Origin of the sequence: Ramlibacter sp. 2FC, assembly GCF_005503345.1 — a bacterium.
In the GTDB taxonomy this organism is placed as follows: domain Bacteria; phylum Pseudomonadota; class Gammaproteobacteria; order Burkholderiales; family Burkholderiaceae_C; genus SCMQ01.
Genome location: NZ_SCMM01000021.1, coordinates 40,192 through 56,744, shown reverse-complemented (window position 1 = coordinate 56,744; position 16,553 = coordinate 40,192). Strand labels below are relative to the sequence as shown.

Below are 16,553 nucleotides of genomic sequence, written 5' to 3'. Positions count from 1 at the left end.
GATGGGCAACCTGCGTTCAAAGACCGAGCCAACGCAGTCGGACCTGCCCGCGCTCCCTGAACGACTAGGCGTAGAGATTCGGGAACTGCCCTGTAGTGCTGATCATTGTGGTTCGATTCTCCAAGAATGGAGCCAGAGCGTCGATGCCCATCTCGCGGTCCCACCCGCTGGCCTTGAAGCCGCCGTAGGGCGCCGACCAGCGCGTCGCGTTGTAGGTATTGACCCATACCATGCCAGCCTCGATGCGCTGGGATACGCGCAGCGCGCGGCCCACGTCGCGCGTCCACAGCCCTGCCGTCAATCCGAATGGCGTGTCGTTGGCGATGGCAATCGCCTCTTCCTCCCCGTCGAACGGGATCATCGAGGCCACCGGGCCAAAGATCTCCTCGCGGGCGATGCGCATCTGGTTGTTGACGCCAGCAAACACGGTAGGTTCGACGAAATAGCCATTGGCGAGCTCAGCGGTTTCAATGCGCCGTCCGCCAGTCACGAGTTCGGCGCCATCGTTCTTGCCGATCTCCACATAGGACAAAGTCTTCTTCAGCTGAGCCTCGTTCGCCTGCGGACCCATGCGCGAGGCCTCGTCGAGCGGCATGCCCACGCGCACCGTCTTGGCACGCTCGCGGAACATGTCGACGACGCGGTCGTAGATGGGTCGCTCGACCAACACCCGAGATCCCAGCGCGCAGCTCTGACCGCAGTTCCGCCACGCCATCGCGGTGGCGGCATTGACGGCCTGTTCGAGATCAGCGTCAGCGAAAAGGATGTGCGGTGCCTTGCCACCCAGCTCGAAGCTGAAGCGTTTGAGCGTTTCGATGCCGCCATGCAGCATCTTCTTGGCGGTGCCTCCCTCGCCTGTGAACGTGATCCTGCTGACGTCCGGGTGCTGGACGAGGTGCGCGCCCGCGCTGTGACCGTAGCCAGGCACCACATTGAACACGCCGGGCGGGAAGCCGGCTTCGTGAGCCAGGCGCGCCAGCTCCAGCGCCGTTACAGAAGTGTGCTCGGACGGTTTCAGGATCACCGGGCAGCCGGCGGCAAGAGCCGGGCCAATCTTCACGCAGGTCGTGAACAGTGGCACGTTCCACGGCGTGATGGCGCCGACCACGCCAATGGGCTCCATGGTCGTGAAGACGTGCATGCTGTCGTCGATCGGAATCGTGCGACCCTGTGCCTTGTCGGCGAGCGAGGCAAACCATTGGTAGTACTGCGCCTGTGCCGCGATGCTGACGCGCAGGTCGCGGATGACGCCACCGCAGTCGCGCGCTTCCAGCACGGACAGTTCGGGCACCGCGTCGCGAAACAGGTCGGCGAAGCGGCGCAGCAGCGCGGCGCGCTCATGTCCCGGCATGCGCCGCCAGGGACCCTGGAAAGCCTGCCGCGCAGCGGCAACGGCTCGGTTGATATCCTCGACCCCTCCCATCGGCACAACGGCCCAAGGGCGACCGGTCGCAGGATCGATGCTCTCGGCAAGACCACCGTCAATGGGCTTGACCCATTCGCCCCCGATGTAGAGGTGCTCGTAACGATGCAAGGCGGCGTTCGAAGAATATTGAGTTGCGATATCCATGGACGACTTCTCCTTTGCTGGATTTTTCTGTGAAACCCGAACTGCAGCGAATGGAGGCCATTCGCTCAGCGGTTGCTAAATTTGCTCTTGTATCGGATGGGCCAGTAACCAAGCCCATCCCATTACAGTCATGACACGCCGTCCATGCGTTCCAGCGCGCACCTAGGCAGCTTGTCTACTCCACGACGGGGCAGTGGGCTCAGCCAGCCATATATCCGCCATCCACGGTGAATGCTTGCCCGGTCGCATAGGAAGCCCTGTCCGAGAGCAGCCAGCAAACCATCTCGGCGATTTCCTTCGGATCGGCCAGGCGCTTGAATGGTATGCGTGCAAGGATCTGATCGCCTCTGCGCGTCATGGCATCCTTTAGCAGATCCGTATCGACATATCCCGGGCAAATGGCATTCAATCGAATCTTGGGCGCGTACTCCAAGGCTGCCGTCTTCGTCATACCGACGACGCCATGCTTGCTGGCCGCATAACCCGATGTGGTAGGGAATCCTGCAATGCCTGCGAGCGAGGCGGTATTGACGATAGAGCCACCTCCGTGTTCAAGCATATGCTGAATTTGTTCGCGCATGCACAGCCAAGTGCCCTTCAGATTGACCGTGACAACACGGTCGAATGCATCTTCTTCCCAGTCCGCGCTGAAGCGGCCACCTTGACCAACATGCCCCCCAGCAATACCTGCATTGTTGAAGGCGCCGTCCAAACGATGAAATGCGCGAACGGCCGAATTGACCATCGCCTTGACCTCTTCGGTTTTGGTCAGGTCGGCCACAAGCGAGATCGCTTCTCCACCAATAGAGCGGATGAGCTCGGCAGTCTCAGCTGCACCCTTGTCATTAACGTCCGCCACGGCCACTCGGGCTCCCTCTTGGGCGAAAAGTAAAGCCGCTTGCCGGCCAATACCGCCTGCAGCGCCTGTGACCAATACCGATTTTCCCTCAAGCATCCGGCTCATGAATCTAACCACCTTTCATTAAAAATACCACGCGGAAGGATGGCATCTGAACGCCATTGACAAAGAGCATGGGTGAGGCCATCAGCAGGAAAACACCCAAGACCCACATCAAACCCATGAATTCCCGCCAAGCAGATGCATCCCTGCGGGCCTAGACTCTCATCAATTAAATTTGATGTTCAGCGTCTTTCCAAGGTCACGCCACTTGGAAATTTCACTCTCAAGATATTGACGAAGCTCCGCAGAAGTCGACGTCGTCGCCTTTATGTTGAGACCATCCAGACGCTGCACCAAATCAGGCATCTTGGCCGCCTTGTTGAAAGCATCATTCAATGTTTGCGCAGCTGCAGGAGGCATGCCGGCAGGCCCGAGCAATCCGTAAATGGAATAGACGCCCATTGATTTCAGAGATTCAACGCCCGCCTCCCCAACCGTCGGCGTATTCGGAAGCGTCTTCATACGGCTTTGGCCCGTCACAGCAATGGCTTTAACCTTCCGATCATTGATAAACGGAACCACCTGCGAAGAGACAGGAATGCCAAAATCTACCGTGCCAGCGGCCAGCTCACGCACCACGTCGGCATCGCTCTTGTACGGCACATGAGTCATCTTGATGCCAGTGACATTCATGATGTATTCCGTGAGCAGATGATTGCCAGCCCCCATTCCTGCCGTGGCAAAGAAAAGCTGATTCGGACGTGCTTTCGCATAGCTGATCAACTCGGCAAGCGAGTTAACCGGAAGGTCATTCTTCACTGACAATACAGCATTGACCTCGGCAATCCTTGCGACGTGCGTGAAATTCTTCAGAATATCATAAGGAATATCCGAGCGAACACCTGGCCCCATTGTCAATGCGCCAGCCGTTCCGAGCCACAATGTATAGCCGTCAGGCGGGCCAGAAAGTACCGTTTGTGCGGCCAGTTGCTCGAAAGCTCCCGGCTTGTTCTCAACGAGAACCGGAGTATTCAAAATTCCTTGGAGCTTTTCAGCATAAATTCTGGCCACTGTGTCGGCGGGCCCCCCAGCACCATAACCGACCAAGATCTTTATTGGACGTGAAGGGTACTGCTGAGCATGCGCACCAGTCAGGAGCGCGCACCCCAACACGGTGGCAAAAATAAATCGGAAAACAGACATCAATTTCATTTCGTCTCCTCGTCAGCACGCTTACTGAGCGCGAGTGTTGAACACATTCCAGAATGTTTGGTAACCACTGACCAACAACCAAGCCACAGACCACCCCGTTGAGGTGATTCGCAGTCGGCCGCGCATCCGGCCCCTTACTTGCTCGCAACTCTTCTTTGGTCTACGAGCTGAGGCCATGATACAAGGAAAATTATTGGATGGCACTGGTTTCGATCAGTGAAACTGTGCGCTCGCACTCAAGTCAACCCGCAGTGACCTTCCCTCTGTAGACGTACCAATCGAGAGGTAGGAAGTCCGCGCGAACACAGGGAATACCCGGTTTTCGTTCTTCTTAACGCCCAATCCCGCACCTCCCGCCATTCATACACTGCAAGGCTCGCAAGGAGCGCCGTCGGTGCGTGCGCATTGCTCTCAAGGATTAGGGATCATGGAACGCAGACATTTTCTTGCAGTGACAGCGGGCGGGGCGGTGGCTCTGTCCGGCGCTGCGCTGGCCCAGACCTACCCCCGCAGGCCCGTGCGGATGATCGTGCCGTTCGCAGCCGGCGGATCCACGGACGTGATTGCCCGAGCTCTCAGCGAAGGGCTGGGAAGGGATCTCGGCCAACCGGTCGTAATCGACAACAGAGCAGGCGCGGGCGGCGCCGTCGGAACGATGGAGATGCTCCGCTCAGTGCCGGATGGTCATACGGTCGCGATGGTCTCGTCGTCGAATACGGCTGCCGTGCCGGCCATGAACCCGAAGATCGGCTACAACCCCGTCGCCGACTTCACGCCGATCATGAACATCGCGGCCGTTCCCTGGCTGATTGCCGTGCACCCAAGCTTCCCGGCCCGGAACTACAAGGACTTTCTGGCCGAACTTAAGAGACGACCGGGACACTACTCCTATGCTTCCTCTGGCGTGGGCGGCATCCTGCACCTGCAGATGGAGGTGTTCAAGAGCCTGACTGGTATATTCGTCACCCACATACCCTATCGCGGGGCAGGACCCGCCGTTGCGGACGTGATGGCGGGTCAGGTGCAGATCGCGGTCGACAGCCCCACATCCATCCCGGCAATCCGCGACGGACGCCTGATACCCATCGTGGTCGCTGCACCGCAGCGAATGAAGGAGCATCCGGATATGCCCACATTTGCCGAAGTCGGTTTGCCGCAATTGAACCGCATGTCCCACTTCGGTGTGGTCGGCCCCAAAGGCACGCCCCGGGATGCTGTGGATAGGCTCAATCTCGCGCTCAGGCGAGTGCTTCAGGATGCCGGTGTTCGCGCGCGGCTCGAAGGCTCCGGCGCGACCATCGTGGCCGGCTCGCCAGCCGAGTTCTCCAGGGAAATCAAGGAGCTCTACGAGCAGCTCCAGCGCGTGGTGGCCGAGCGCAAGCTCACCACGGAGTGACCGGAGGCAGCCGCTGCGCAGCATGCAGTCCGCTGCATGACGCGGCACGCGCGGCTGAGCCTCGTGCCCCATAGGACGGACGTATGGCCGCTCGGAATTCGCCGTCGCGACGAGCGATCAGGTGCAGCGTCTTGTCTTTCAGCGTCTGACCGATGCCGGGTGGAGGTCGGTTGCCCACTTTTCGAGCGTAACGATGGTCGCGGCGCATTGCCGACCCACGACCGGTGGCTGCTCGTCATTGCCTGCTATGTCGCGCGTACGGGCTGCGCCTAGCGCTTGCTGCGCAAGACATTCCCGCCCTGGCGCGCGGTCTACGTGGTTCACGGCGCGACCGAAAACAGTGAAGCTGTGAGCTCGGTTATGGGATTCACGATTCAAGGGCAAGGTCAATGCTGACGCTTGGTCTGCGGCGTAACTGAACGGAAGTGGTGCGGGATTTGACCGCTTGGGCGGTCAGGTCGACGGTGGTCAGCAACCAACCTTGCAAGTTGAACTTGATGCCACCATAATGGTTCCTATGGACAGCATCAGTTTCGGCCATAGAAACCGTATCGAACGTTGTCTTTGATGAAGCAGGGGGTCGCCCCCAGCTCATGGACCGGTTCAAGGAGAGAAGACATGCCTCACGTGATCATCAAGCTCTGGATGGGCAGGACGGAGAAGCAGAAGAACCGTCTCGCTCAGGAAGTGTGTCAAGCAGTTATGAACGCGCTGGGCAGCGACGAGTCGTCGATCTCAGTTGCAGTGGTGGACGTGGAGCCCTCGCAATGGCAGGAGAAGGTCTACAAGCCTGACATCCTCGGTAATCCAGACAAGATCTACAAGCGGCCCGGCTACGAGCCTTGATCGACCGCCCCCTCTAGGAATGCGCGGCATGTCGACCTTTGGCGGAGTTGAAGTCTCCTTCGTGCGCCACCTCGGCTTCACGCTCGCCAATGAAAGAGGCGGGCGAGTCGCAGGTGGACTTTGAACCCAAGTCGGAGTATTGCGAAGCCTCCGTCGTGCGCGATGGGCTAAGAACTACACCGTTCAGGGGCAAGACCAAGTGCGCGCGCACACCATGCGTGGACAGTTAGCAAGGATCGACGAATGTCGCGCGACAACATCACCGACGTCATTGCATTCCTGGCAATAGCCAAGGAGCGCAGCTTCACCAGGGCCGCGGCGAAAATTGGCGTCTCCCAATCAGCCCTGAGCCACACAATCCGAGGACTCGAAGAGCGTATCGGCGTGCGGCTTCTCACCCGCACGACACGCAGTGTGTCGCCTACAGAAGCGGGCGAGCGATTGCTGCAGACGGTTGCTCCCCGGTTCGAGGAAATCGAGTCAGAGCTCGCCGCCGTGATTGAATTGGGTGAAAAGCCCGCAGGCACGATTCGTATCACCGCGACCGACTACTCGGTGGATACGGTAATTTGGCCAAGGCTGGCGAAGATCCTGCCAAAGTACCCGGATCTGAAGGTGGAAGTCCACTCCGACTACGGCCTGGTCGACATAGTGGCTCAACGCTATGACATGGGTGTGCGTTGGGGCGACCAGGTTGCGAAGGACATGATCGCGGTTCGCATTGCACCCGACGTGCGCATGGTCATCGTTGGCGCGCCTTCATACATTGGGAAACGCCAGCCGGTGCGCGAGCCGCAGGATTTACTGAGGCACAACTGCATCAACCTGCGGATGACCAGCAGCGGCGGCGTGCTCGCGTGGGAACTCAAGAAAGGCGACCGGGAAGTGCCGGTGAAGGTCGATGGTCAGAGCACATTCAATGGCGTTTATCAGATGCTTAACGCGGCGGTTGCGGGCTGCGGCCTGGCATTCATCCCCGAAGACCTGGCGCAACCCTACGTTGCCGCCGGGCAGCTGCAATACGTACTAGAGGACTGGTTCCCCACCTTTCCGGGATTCCACATTTACTATCCAAGCCGGCGCCAGTCCTCTCGGGCGCTTGCACTCGTTGTAGATTCTCTGCGCTACAGACCGTGAAAGTGAGTGGGCAGGAGATTCATGATCCCGCAGCCCGGTGTCATCCTGTTTGGCCGCCTCGAAGGAGGTGCAGAGGCTCTCGCTGTCCCCGGCAAGGTCCAGGTGACGATTGATGTCGCAAAGTAAGCGAGGCGGAGTTCCCGCCAAACGGTGACGCACCTTTGAAAGATCGAAATCCTCGACTTGACGGTCCTGCGTGCGCTGCGGGACTGGTGTAAAGCGGGCAGGCACGCTGCCCGCCGGGATGCACCAGTGCGTTGGGCATCGCGCTCCGCGATTCCGGGGCGTCCCGGCGCGGATGTCAAAGGATGTTTCCGTGCGCGGGTGGAGCGAAGCTCGTCATTCAGCCAGCGTGATGAATTTCGAGAACGCCTGCCACTTGGACAAATCCTTCTGGATATACGCGCGAAACGCTTCGGGATTGCCGACGCCGGGCTCCGCCACCAGCTTTTCTTCCATGTGTGCAACGACGTCTGGCATCGTGGACACGCGGTTGATCGCGTCGTTCAGCTTGGCGACGATGGCCGGCGGCACGCCGGCAGGTCCCACCAGGCCGTAGAAGCTGTAGGGATCGATCCCGTCCAGGCCCTTGAAGTCGGACTCCGTCAGGCTGGGCACGCCGGGAAGCGCCTTCACACGGCGCGAACCCGTCACGGCCAGTGCGCGGACCCGGCCACCGGTGATGGAGGGCAGGGCGCCCTGCACCGAAGACATCCCCAGCTGAATGGAGCCGGCGGACACCTCCCGCATGATGTCCGCGTCCGACTTGTACGGGATGTGGGCCATCTTGATGCCGGTGAGATTGAGTAGGTAGGCCGTCTGCAGGTGGCTGGAGGCGCCCACGCCCGACGACGCGTAGTTGAGCTGCGTCGGGTTGGCGTTCGAGTAGGTCGCCAGCTCGCGCAGGTTGCGCACCGGCAGGTTCTGGCTGACGACGATCACGCCAGGAACGCTCGCGATCAGGCCGATGAGGCTGAAGTCCTTCATCGGGTCGTAGTACAGGTTCTTGCGCAGCCCCGGGCCCTGGGACAGCGAGCTGGCAGTCGCGAGATAGAGCGTGTAGCCATCCGGCGCCGCGGCGATGGTCGACTTGATGGCCACGGTCTGGCCGGCGCCGGGCTTGTTGTCCACGATGACCGGGGCCTTGAGCACCTCGGACATCTTCAGCGCGTAATAGCGGGCGATGGCGTCCGTGGTCCCGCCCGCGCCGAAGCCCACAATGATCTTGATGGGCTTTGAGGGGTATTCCTGGGCCTGCGTGGGCGCCGACAGAGCGGCGGCGCAGATCGCCAGCACGCCCATGACAAAACGTCTCTTGCTCATTCCGTCCTTTCGCGCCGCAGCGCAGCGGCCTCGATTGCGATGCATATGCCATGCTACCACTGGTTTCTAGTAAAGGCATAGGTTTCAATGAATGAAACCATAAAAATGTGAGTGACCTCTCAAGATCACCCCTTTCAACGTCTTTTGCCCGAAGCCTTGAGCACCTGGTCGGTTGCCGCATGTGTCTGGCGATGGAGCCCTCCACGTAACCCTTTGGCCACGGCGGGCTTGACCGCGCGCTTGGAGGTGACCGGCTGCTTTGGCTTCAGGCGAGCTGCCAGCTGCAACAGCTGCCCGGGATCGTCATCGGCGCAAGGCAGGTGCTCGGCCGGCAACGTGAGCACCATCGCCTCATAGCCGCTGGTGATCTCCGCCGTCAGGTGGTACGTGGACACCTCCAGCTCGGGATGCAAGGTCCGGTGCGCCTGCTCGGTCACACGCTTGAGCAACGCCAGCAAGGCCGCCACTGCTCAACGCGAGCACACCCCCCACGAAACCGAGAAAAAGACGCCTGCTCATTCCGGCCTCACCCCAGAGACCTTGATCCTTTGCTCCTGAACTTGGCGATCCTTGATCAAGAACTTCCGGAAGTCTTCGGGTGTCGACCCCACGGCCACGTAGCCGTATGGATCCAGCTGGGTCTCCTTGAACTTCCGATCGTTCACGATCTTCTTGACCGCTTGGCCAATCTTGTCCAGGATCTGCGGCGGCGTGCCCGCAGGAGCCACCAGGGAGAACATGAAGTCAGATCGTTCCGGGGCGATGGAAGTCTCGCTGAAGACGGGTGTATTGGGCAGGATGCTCAAGCGCGAAGTTCCTCCCACGACCAGCGCTTTCAGTTTGCCTTCGCGCACGTAAGGCACTGCCCCCGATACGCCCACCCAGCCAGCATCAATCTGGCCGGAAAGCAAGTCCTGCAGCATCGGGGTGGCACCTTTGTAGGGGACATGGGTCAATTCCAGTCCGTTGTTCTTGGCCAGCATCGCCATGGGCAGGTGCAAGACGCCTCCCACCCCGGCGGATCCGTAGGTGAGTGGTTTCGTCGCCGCGCGGCTGCGGGCGAGCGCCACGAACTCGTCGAGTGACTTGACGGGCGACGAGGCCGGAGCCACCAAGACCAAGGGTGCCGAGGCAATCATGGTGATGGGTGCAAAGTCTTTTTCAGGGTTGTAGGACAGCTTGCTGAACGTGAACTGGTTGATCGCCAGGGGCGTTTCCGTGCAGAACAGCAGGGTATAGCCATCCGGCTTGGCGTTGGCCACCACCTGAGCTGCCAGGATCTCGCTGGCTCCAGCCTTGTTATCCACAAAAAACTGTTGTTTCAGCTCATCGGTCAGCCTGGCCGCGAGTGCCCGCGCAAACACGTCCGTGGGACCGCCTGGCGGGTTTCCTATGATCACCCGAACGGGTTGTTCAGGGTAGTCTGCCGCGTGGGCGAGCGGGGACAGCGCCAATCCCGCTGCCGCGACCACATTCGCCACCAGCGCACAAAGTTTCTTCAACATACCGTCTCCTTCATCGAATTCACAGGAATTGCATCCATGCCAGATGGCTGGGCAGTCATCCGGCAGCGGCCTCGCCGCGCGGCATGGCGCAGTGCCAATACCTACATCAGGAACAGCGCCTTGCCGGTCGCCTGGCTGTCAAACAGGCGGTACGCCTCGTCCGCCTGATCCAGCTGCCAGCGGTGCGTGAAAATCGCATCGACGTCGATCCTGCGATCGGCGACGAAACGCGCGCATTCCGCCTGGATGAGCGTGGAGAAGGTCCAGGAGCCGATCAAGGTGATTTGCCGGCGCAGGAAATCCGCCGATACATCGGTCTTGAACTCGCCTCCCTCGCCCACGAAGCAGGCCTTCCCCCAGACCTTCAGGCACCGGATGGCGGCAATCCGTCCCGCCTGAGAACCTGACGCATCAAGAGAAACGTCCGCGCCTTGGCCATGCGTGAGATCCTTGATGGCCGCCACGGCATCGTCGGCCGACGGGTTAATCACGGCATCGGCGCCGAACGATCCGGAAAGCGCCAGCCGCTCGGTGCTGATGTCGAGGGCGATCACCCTCGCCCCCATGGCTTTCGCCATCTGGGTGGCAGCGAGGCCCACCGGGCCTTGCCCGAAGATCGCGACGGTATCGCTCCCCAGCAGCCCGGCCCGGTGCAGTGCCGAGAAGGCCGTCCCCGTGCCGCACGAAATGGCCGCTCCGGCCGCGAATGACAATTCGTCGGGCAGCGGGAGCACGGTCATGGCGGGCACTTTCATGTATTTCGCGTGCGCGCCATGGTCGTTATTGCCGTAAGAGTGGATCGGGATTTCCTGGCACAGCTGCTGCCAGCCGGACCGGCAATGGCTGCACGTGCTGCAGCCGGCATAGTGGTGCACCATCACGCGATCGCCGACGCGGCCAATCGACGCCGGCACGGCCGGGCCGATGGCCGCGATGATTCCGCAAGGCTCGTGGCCGCCAATGACCGGGCCGGCCTGGTACTGAAAACGCGCACTGGCGGGGGTTCCCTTGGGGCGGCGGTAGTAGTGCAGGTCGCTCCCGCAGAACCCCGATGCCTTGATTTCCAGCACGATCTCCCCCGGTCCCGGCACGGGATCGGGAAAGTCAACGAACGCCACCTCTCGGCCGCCAGGAAAAGTCAAACCGCGCAATTGTGTCTCCACGTTGTTTGAGGGAGATCACAGTGTAGGAACCCGGTGCGCGGCGCGGAACTGATGCAGCGCTGACAGGGATTTCACTCCACGTGAATACCCGCGCCCGGCCACTGCCCGCTGTCCACCAGGGTGCGCGCCGCCTCGCTCAGGACGTTTCTTGCCGCCAGCGCCGCTGGCGACATCTCGTTGTCGCTGAGGCTGGACAGCACCGTCCTTCGGCGCGCACCCTGATCGGCGATCTCAAAGCGCTTGAAAGCTTCTCCGGTCAAGCGTGTCGTCGCCGCGCCGGACTGGATGGTCGCGGCGATCCCGGCGCAGACCATATCCATCAGCACGGCCAGCCCATCGACTTCCAGCAGGATGTTCGGTTCGCACCGCGCGCGCGCGAATGCCGCATCCACTGCCACGCGCATGCCTTGCGACCCCAGCACCAGCGGGACATGCGCGAGGTCGGAAAGCCGGACGGTGGAGCCTTGAAGCTCCGCGAGCGCCGGCATGTCTCGCAAACCGATGAGGAACAGACGTTCCTCGACGAGTGGCAGTGCACCCCAGCGCGGTATTGGGCCGCCTTCGAACAGCACCGCGAGATCGAGTTGGCGCGCGTTGAGCATGGCCACGAGGTTGGTCGACAGGCTTTCGACCAGGTGAATACGGATGTCGGGGTACCTGTGTCTCATGGCGGTGACAAAGGGTACGGCCAGGATGGCGGAGGTGGAAGACGCCATGCCCACGCTGACGTGACCCGACAGCCGCGCCTGCTGGGCGGCGATCACGGCGTCGTTGGTGTGGCGCAGCGCCAGCTGGGCCTGCCTGTAGAAGGCCATGCCGGCGTCGGTGGCCTTCACGCCGGTGGCGGAACGGTACAGCAGGCGGGTGCTCAGCTCACCCTCCAGGCGGCTCAACTGCTGGCTCAGGGCCGATGTGACGACACCAAAATCCTTGGCAGCCCGACTGATGCTTCCCGTCTCCACGACACGGACGAAATAGCGCAATTGCCGAAGTTCCATGGGACACCTCTGAAGGGTCTTGTTGCAGTGACGGATGGGCGGAAGAACCACCTCGATCGGAGGCTGGATCTATGCCAAATGCATCATGGCCAAAGTATATTGACAGCATGTGGTCACCGTGACCGCGTGCGTAGGGTTTCCAGGAGACACATTCATCGCATCTGCGCAGAACGCCCAGCGGATTCGGATGGCCGGTCAGGTGGTGACCGCGACGCTGAACCAGAGCGACGCCGCCAGGAAATTGGCGCCGATGCTGCCGCCGTCCATCCAGAAGTACGACCTTATGCGCAGGGAAAACTCGATTCAGGAGTGGAAGTTTTTGACATCCCCGGCTCGGTCCAGGTGACGGTGGAACTTACCTCATGAGGCGGGCCTGGCCCCGGTCAGCCGCCTGGCGGCGATTCGCGGACGGCTCCGGGCCATCCGCATCCGCGCTGTTCTCTCAATCGTCCGCCAACCGGTAAACCCGCCTGGCGGTGCCCGCGAAGATCATCCGCTTCTCGTCCTCGGAACAGCCGGCCGTGATGTGCTTGAACATGTTCCAGACGGTGCCGTAGCCGAACCCCGCCTTGTCCACCGGAAAGTTCGACGACGCCATGCAACGCTCTGCGCCAAACAGTTCGATGCATGGCTCGATGTACGGCCGCCAAAGCTCCGCGAGCTGTTTCGAGGTGGGCGGACATTTCGCGGTCGTGAAGTCGAAGTTGGACAGGTTCATCAGGACGCCACCGAGCTTGACCGTCACGTTCGGGCAGCGTGCCAGTTCTTTCATGCCCGCCAGCCAGACCGCATGGTTTTCGGCTTCCTTGTCCGCATACGAGCTGTGGCCCACCGGGCTGCCCGAATGATTGAGCACGATGCTGGCGTCGGGGTGCGCGCGCGCCAGCCCGGCTACGTCCGGGATCTGGGGGTGGTAGATGCTGGCATCGAACGACAGGCCCAGGGAGGCAAGCACGCCGATCCCCTTGCCGAATTCGGGATCGAGGTACAGGTGGGGCTGGTCCGCGCTGTACCTGCCCTTGACCACCGGGTCTGCATCCCACTTGGCCCGCTGGCGCACTCCCCGGAACCGGCCGTTGCCCGCGTCCAGGTGCGCTTCGATCACCTCGCGTGCGCGCTCGCCGAGCGTGAGGTCGGCATAGCCCACGATGCCTTGCGCAACGCGCGACCGGGTGTATTTGCCGCTGTCCGCCATGGCCGCCATGCCCACGGCAAACTCGGTCTCTCCCACGTACTTCATGTGTTCCGGCCCGCGGGCGCGGTACATCATGAAGCACTCGACAAACACCGATGCTTCCACGTTGTGGCCGCAGGCGGCAAGGTCGCGCGCGTATTCCTCAATGAAATAGTGGTAACCCCCCAGGTCCCACAGGTGCAGATGGGCGTCCACGATGGGCAACTCGGGTTCGAGCGCCTCCTCCGGTTCGGCGCGCGAGAGCCACTCTTCATTGGGCGTCATGACGCCGCCGGTGATTGCCATGAACTGTTACTCCTGCAAGTATGAATCGAACCGTCATCCCGCCTGTTCATCGAACGCGCCCAGGATAGGCTGGATGCGCCTGAGAAAGCGTTCCTTGGAACCCGACGAGGGCGTGACGTACAGCTGTCCCGCTTCGATGCCCGCGAGCGCCGCCTTGGCGAGCGCGTGCGGCTCGATCATGTTGGGCGGCAGCGTGCCACCGCCAGCAGGCAAGCCAACGGCGCGCCGTCCCATCGGGGTGTTCACGACGGCGGGGCACAGGACCGTGACGCCGACATCCGGAGCCCCGTTCGCATCGAGATCGGCCCGCAAGGTCTCGGACAAGGCGATGACGGCGTGCTTGGCCGGGCTGTAGTCGGACATGCCAGGCACGGTGGACAGGCCCGACATGGAAGCCGTGTTCACCACATGGCCCGAACCGCGCTCGACAAACAGCGGCACGAATGCCTGGATGCCGTACGCCACGCCCCAGTAGTTCACCTCGAACAACCGGCGCCACGCGGCAAGATCAAGCTGCCACGCCGGACCCGTGCCATGGTACAGGCCGGCGTTGTTGCAGAGCACGTCCACGGTGCCGAAGCGGGCCAGCGCCTGCTCCCGGAGTGAGCGCACAGCCTCCCGGTCCGACACATCGGTTTGCACACCCAGCACCTCGGTATCCAGGGACGCGAGCCGCTGTTCGGCCTGACGCAGCGCGGCCGCATCGATGTCCGCGATCACGATGCGCAGGCCCCGGCGGGCAAAGGCCTCGGCCAAGGCCAGGCCAATGCCCTCAGCCCCCCCGGTGACCAGGGCCACCTGTCCACGCCCAAGCGTTGTCACTCGCTCATTCCTTGGCGAGCTTCAGATCATTGGCCAATTTGCCAAACTGCTCGATTTCCTTCGAGATGTAGTCGCCAAACTCGGTGGGGGTCATGAAGGTCGGGTCGGTGCCGTCGGCCACGAATCGGTCAACCAGGTCCTTGCTGCTGGTGGCGTATTTGAGGGAGTCGGAAAGGCGTTGCACCACATCAGCCGGTGTGCCAGCTTTCACAATCAGGCCCAGCCAATATGTGTACGTGACGTTGATCCCTTGTTCGACAAGCGTCGGAACATTGGGTAGTGGTGCGATCCTTGAGGGACCAGTGACGGCCAGTGCTCGCATCTTCCCGTCCTTCAGGAAAGGTGCGCTACCAGCATAGCCATCGAAAAAGATCGGCACACGTCCAGCTACCACGTCAGGGTACGCGGCCGAAGCACCTTTGTAGGGAATGTGCTCCGCCTTGACGCCAGCGTTGACCAGCATCAGCTCGCCAGCAATGTGCGGGGCGCTGCCAATACCCGGTGAAGCAAATTGCAGAGGCGTGGCTTTGGCGCGTGCAATGAAGTCTTTGAGAGCCTGATCGGGTTGACCGCCTCCTACCTCTACGATTATTGGTCCGCGCAGCATGGGCCCCAAGGGGATGAAGTCCTTCAAGGGGTCGTAGCCAGGGTTTTGCTTGAGCCTGGGTTGCGTGGAAAACGGGTTGGACTGGGAAAGAATGGTGTAGCCGTCGGCCGGTGCCTCTTTCACAAGGCGGGTTCCCAGGGTCGTGTCACCGCCTGGGCGGTTGTCGATGATGATCTGCTGCCCCAGTTTCTCGCTCATCTTCAGGGCGACCAGGCGTGTCGTGACGTCCATCGCACCGCCCGGCGGCACCGGCACGATGATGCGAATAGGCTTGCTTGTTGGCCATGGGTCTGCGGCGAGTGCTTGCCCCGTGGCGGCGAACGCAAGCGCGAGCGCCGTCAAACCGAGTCCGAAAAACTTTCTGTTCATGCTTGTCTCCTGTCGTTGTCGTGGCGCTCATCGGGTGCGCAGGCCATGGAAGCGGCGCAAGACTTCCTCGGCCCGGTTGTGGGTTTGCCGGATCAGCCCTGAACCGTGACGCCAGCGAGTTGCTCGTAAACCTTGACCAGGGTGGCGCCGCCGTCCTCGCTGCCCAGGCCCTGGGCGCGGGCCATCTGGTAGACCTGCTGGGCGGTGGTGGTCATGAACAGCGGAAGCTTCAGCGACTTGGCCAGCGCTGTCTGCAGTTCGATGTCCTTGAAGCTGATGTCCAGACGGATGCCGTCGAAGTTGCGCTCCAGGATGCGGGGCGCGGAATACTCGAACGCCACGCTGTTGCCGGTGGCCCTGAGCACCGTTTCCACCATTTGCCTGGGATCCAGGCCAGCCTTGGTGCCCAGCACCAGCGCTTCGGCCACCAGCACCCAGTTGATCTGGCACAGCATGTTGTTGATGAGTTTCATGGTTGTGCCCTGCCCGATGGGGCCGAAGTGCACGATTTCCGCGGTCATCGACTGCAGCACGGGCCGGGCCTTTTCCAGCACCGCTTCCTCGCCGCCCACGTAGGCCTTGAGGGTGCCGGCGATCGCGCCTTTTTGCATCCCGCTGACCGGCGCGTCGATCAGGCCCACGCCCTTGGCCGCCAGCTTGGCGTGCATCGCGCGCAGCATCTCGGGGTCGATCGTGCTCATGCTGATGATCACGTCGCCCGGCTGCGCGCCGTCGATGAGGCCGCCCGGGCCAACGATGACCTCCTCGGCTTGCGCGGTGGTGTCAACCATCGAGATGACGATGCTCGCCTGCCGGGCGACATCCGCCGGGCCGGTGGCCGCGCGGCCGCCCAGGGCGCAGATGGCATCGAGCCGTTCCTTCAGAACGTCATAGGCTGCCAGCGCGTGGCCCTTCTTCAGGATGTTCTCCGCCATCGGCTGGCCCATCATCCCCAGACCTATGAAACCAACGGTTTTTTCTCTTGAGGGGTTTTGCATCTCGGTCATCTCCAGTTTGTGGTTGATATGCCAGTGTGAAATGGACTTCCTGCAACGACATGCTGGGAGGCTGTCTTGCATTTAATGAAACTAGTTTCTTTCATTGAAAACCCATATGTGCCATAGCCTTGCGGTCGTGAACGGCAAAGGCATCTTGGCCCGCTACCTTGAGTCTAGGAACAAGGTACCTGTTGCGGTAGTCATGCGGGCGTGAAAAGGTCTTCAC

General features: G+C 61.5%; 15 protein-coding genes. 3 read left to right on the top strand and 12 right to left on the bottom strand.

The features are described from left to right. Window positions 1-64: 64 nt before the first annotated feature. The 3 genes from FFS10_RS11160 to FFS10_RS11150 form a co-directional block, all read right to left on the bottom strand. Window positions 65-1,570: an aldehyde dehydrogenase gene (locus FFS10_RS11160; RefSeq protein WP_137894487.1), complete on the bottom strand. Its 1,506-nt coding sequence runs from the start codon at window positions 1,568-1,570 to the stop codon at window positions 65-67. Between the two features lie 199 nt (window positions 1,571-1,769). Then, a complete protein-coding gene (locus FFS10_RS11155; protein WP_137894485.1) occupies window positions 1,770-2,534 on the bottom strand; it encodes a glucose 1-dehydrogenase in 765 nt (254 codons plus the stop codon). Window positions 2,535-2,696: 162 nt separating this feature from the next. After that, entirely contained in the window at window positions 2,697-3,683 is a 987-nt protein-coding gene (locus FFS10_RS11150) for a Bug family tripartite tricarboxylate transporter substrate binding protein (RefSeq protein ID WP_137894483.1), read from the bottom strand. 427 nt (window positions 3,684-4,110) lie between these two features. On the opposite strand from FFS10_RS11150, the gene FFS10_RS11145 reads away from it, so the two are divergent. The 3 genes from FFS10_RS11145 (at window position 4,111) to FFS10_RS11135 (ending at window position 7,062) form a co-directional block, all read left to right on the top strand. Next, on the top strand, window positions 4,111-5,079 hold the full coding sequence (locus FFS10_RS11145; RefSeq protein WP_137894481.1) for a Bug family tripartite tricarboxylate transporter substrate binding protein: 969 nt from the start codon (window positions 4,111-4,113) through the stop codon (window positions 5,077-5,079). 618 nt (window positions 5,080-5,697) lie between these two features. Beyond that, window positions 5,698-5,925, top strand: coding sequence for a tautomerase family protein (locus FFS10_RS11140; RefSeq protein ID WP_137894479.1), 228 nt, complete (start codon window positions 5,698-5,700; stop codon window positions 5,923-5,925). A 243-nt stretch (window positions 5,926-6,168) separates the two neighbouring features. Then, window positions 6,169-7,062 (top strand): LysR family transcriptional regulator, encoded by an 894-nt coding sequence (locus tag FFS10_RS11135; protein ID WP_137894477.1) that lies wholly within the window; start codon window positions 6,169-6,171, stop codon window positions 7,060-7,062. Between the two features lie 339 nt (window positions 7,063-7,401). On the opposite strand, the gene FFS10_RS11130 is transcribed toward FFS10_RS11135, so the two are convergent. The 9 genes from FFS10_RS11130 to FFS10_RS11085 form a co-directional block, all read right to left on the bottom strand. Further along, complete coding sequence (locus FFS10_RS11130; protein WP_137894524.1) at window positions 7,402-8,364, bottom strand: Bug family tripartite tricarboxylate transporter substrate binding protein; 963 nt, start codon at window positions 8,362-8,364, stop codon at window positions 7,402-7,404. Between the two features lie 155 nt (window positions 8,365-8,519). Continuing rightward, window positions 8,520-8,843: a hypothetical protein gene (locus FFS10_RS11125; protein WP_137894475.1), complete on the bottom strand. Its 324-nt coding sequence runs from the start codon at window positions 8,841-8,843 to the stop codon at window positions 8,520-8,522. 57 nt (window positions 8,844-8,900) lie between these two features. Next, window positions 8,901-9,890, bottom strand: coding sequence for a Bug family tripartite tricarboxylate transporter substrate binding protein (locus FFS10_RS11120; RefSeq protein WP_137894473.1), 990 nt, complete (start codon window positions 9,888-9,890; stop codon window positions 8,901-8,903). 101 nt (window positions 9,891-9,991) lie between these two features. Next, window positions 9,992-11,041, bottom strand: a complete 1,050-nt coding sequence (locus FFS10_RS11115) for a zinc-dependent alcohol dehydrogenase family protein (RefSeq protein WP_137894521.1) — start codon at window positions 11,039-11,041, stop codon at window positions 9,992-9,994. An 83-nt stretch (window positions 11,042-11,124) separates the two neighbouring features. Next, complete coding sequence (locus FFS10_RS11110; RefSeq protein ID WP_137894471.1) at window positions 11,125-12,051, bottom strand: LysR family transcriptional regulator; 927 nt, start codon at window positions 12,049-12,051, stop codon at window positions 11,125-11,127. A gap of 442 nt (window positions 12,052-12,493) precedes the next feature. Continuing rightward, window positions 12,494-13,531 carry an amidohydrolase family protein gene (locus FFS10_RS11100; RefSeq protein ID WP_137894467.1) on the bottom strand — a complete coding sequence of 346 codons (1,038 nt, stop codon included), beginning with the start codon at window positions 13,529-13,531 and terminating at the stop codon, window positions 12,494-12,496. Between the two features lie 33 nt (window positions 13,532-13,564). Continuing rightward, entirely contained in the window at window positions 13,565-14,329 is a 765-nt protein-coding gene (locus FFS10_RS11095) for an SDR family NAD(P)-dependent oxidoreductase (RefSeq protein ID WP_171015951.1), read from the bottom strand. A 28-nt stretch (window positions 14,330-14,357) separates the two neighbouring features. Continuing rightward, the gene (locus tag FFS10_RS11090) at window positions 14,358-15,329 is read right to left on the bottom strand and encodes a Bug family tripartite tricarboxylate transporter substrate binding protein (protein ID WP_137894463.1); all 972 of its coding nucleotides are present in this window, start codon (window positions 15,327-15,329) and stop codon (window positions 14,358-14,360) included. A 92-nt stretch (window positions 15,330-15,421) separates the two neighbouring features. After that, complete coding sequence (locus tag FFS10_RS11085; RefSeq protein WP_171015952.1) at window positions 15,422-16,336, bottom strand: NAD(P)-dependent oxidoreductase; 915 nt, start codon at window positions 16,334-16,336, stop codon at window positions 15,422-15,424. Window positions 16,337-16,553 lie beyond the last annotated feature (217 nt).

Excerpts from the sequence above, each read along its gene's own strand:
- FFS10_RS11140 (WP_137894479.1), top strand. The coding sequence starts at position 5,698 with ATGCCTCACGTGATCATCAAGCTCTGGATGGGCAGGACGGAGAAGCAG.
- FFS10_RS11085 (WP_171015952.1), bottom strand. The coding sequence starts at position 16,336 with ATGACCGAGATGCAAAACCCCTCAAGAGAAAAAACCGTTGGTTTCATA.
- FFS10_RS11090 (WP_137894463.1), bottom strand. The coding sequence starts at position 15,329 with ATGAACAGAAAGTTTTTCGGACTCGGTTTGACGGCGCTCGCGCTTGCG.
- FFS10_RS11110 (WP_137894471.1), bottom strand. The coding sequence starts at position 12,051 with ATGGAACTTCGGCAATTGCGCTATTTCGTCCGTGTCGTGGAGACGGGA.
- FFS10_RS11160 (WP_137894487.1), bottom strand. The coding sequence starts at position 1,570 with ATGGATATCGCAACTCAATATTCTTCGAACGCCGCCTTGCATCGTTAC.
- FFS10_RS11150 (WP_137894483.1), bottom strand. The coding sequence starts at position 3,683 with ATGAAATTGATGTCTGTTTTCCGATTTATTTTTGCCACCGTGTTGGGG.
- FFS10_RS11145 (WP_137894481.1), top strand. The coding sequence starts at position 4,111 with ATGGAACGCAGACATTTTCTTGCAGTGACAGCGGGCGGGGCGGTGGCT.
- FFS10_RS11155 (WP_137894485.1), bottom strand. The coding sequence starts at position 2,534 with ATGAGCCGGATGCTTGAGGGAAAATCGGTATTGGTCACAGGCGCTGCA.
- FFS10_RS11100 (WP_137894467.1), bottom strand. The coding sequence starts at position 13,531 with ATGGCAATCACCGGCGGCGTCATGACGCCCAATGAAGAGTGGCTCTCG.
- FFS10_RS11120 (WP_137894473.1), bottom strand. The coding sequence starts at position 9,890 with ATGTTGAAGAAACTTTGTGCGCTGGTGGCGAATGTGGTCGCGGCAGCG.
- FFS10_RS11135 (WP_137894477.1), top strand. The coding sequence starts at position 6,169 with ATGTCGCGCGACAACATCACCGACGTCATTGCATTCCTGGCAATAGCC.
- FFS10_RS11130 (WP_137894524.1), bottom strand. The coding sequence starts at position 8,364 with ATGGGCGTGCTGGCGATCTGCGCCGCCGCTCTGTCGGCGCCCACGCAG.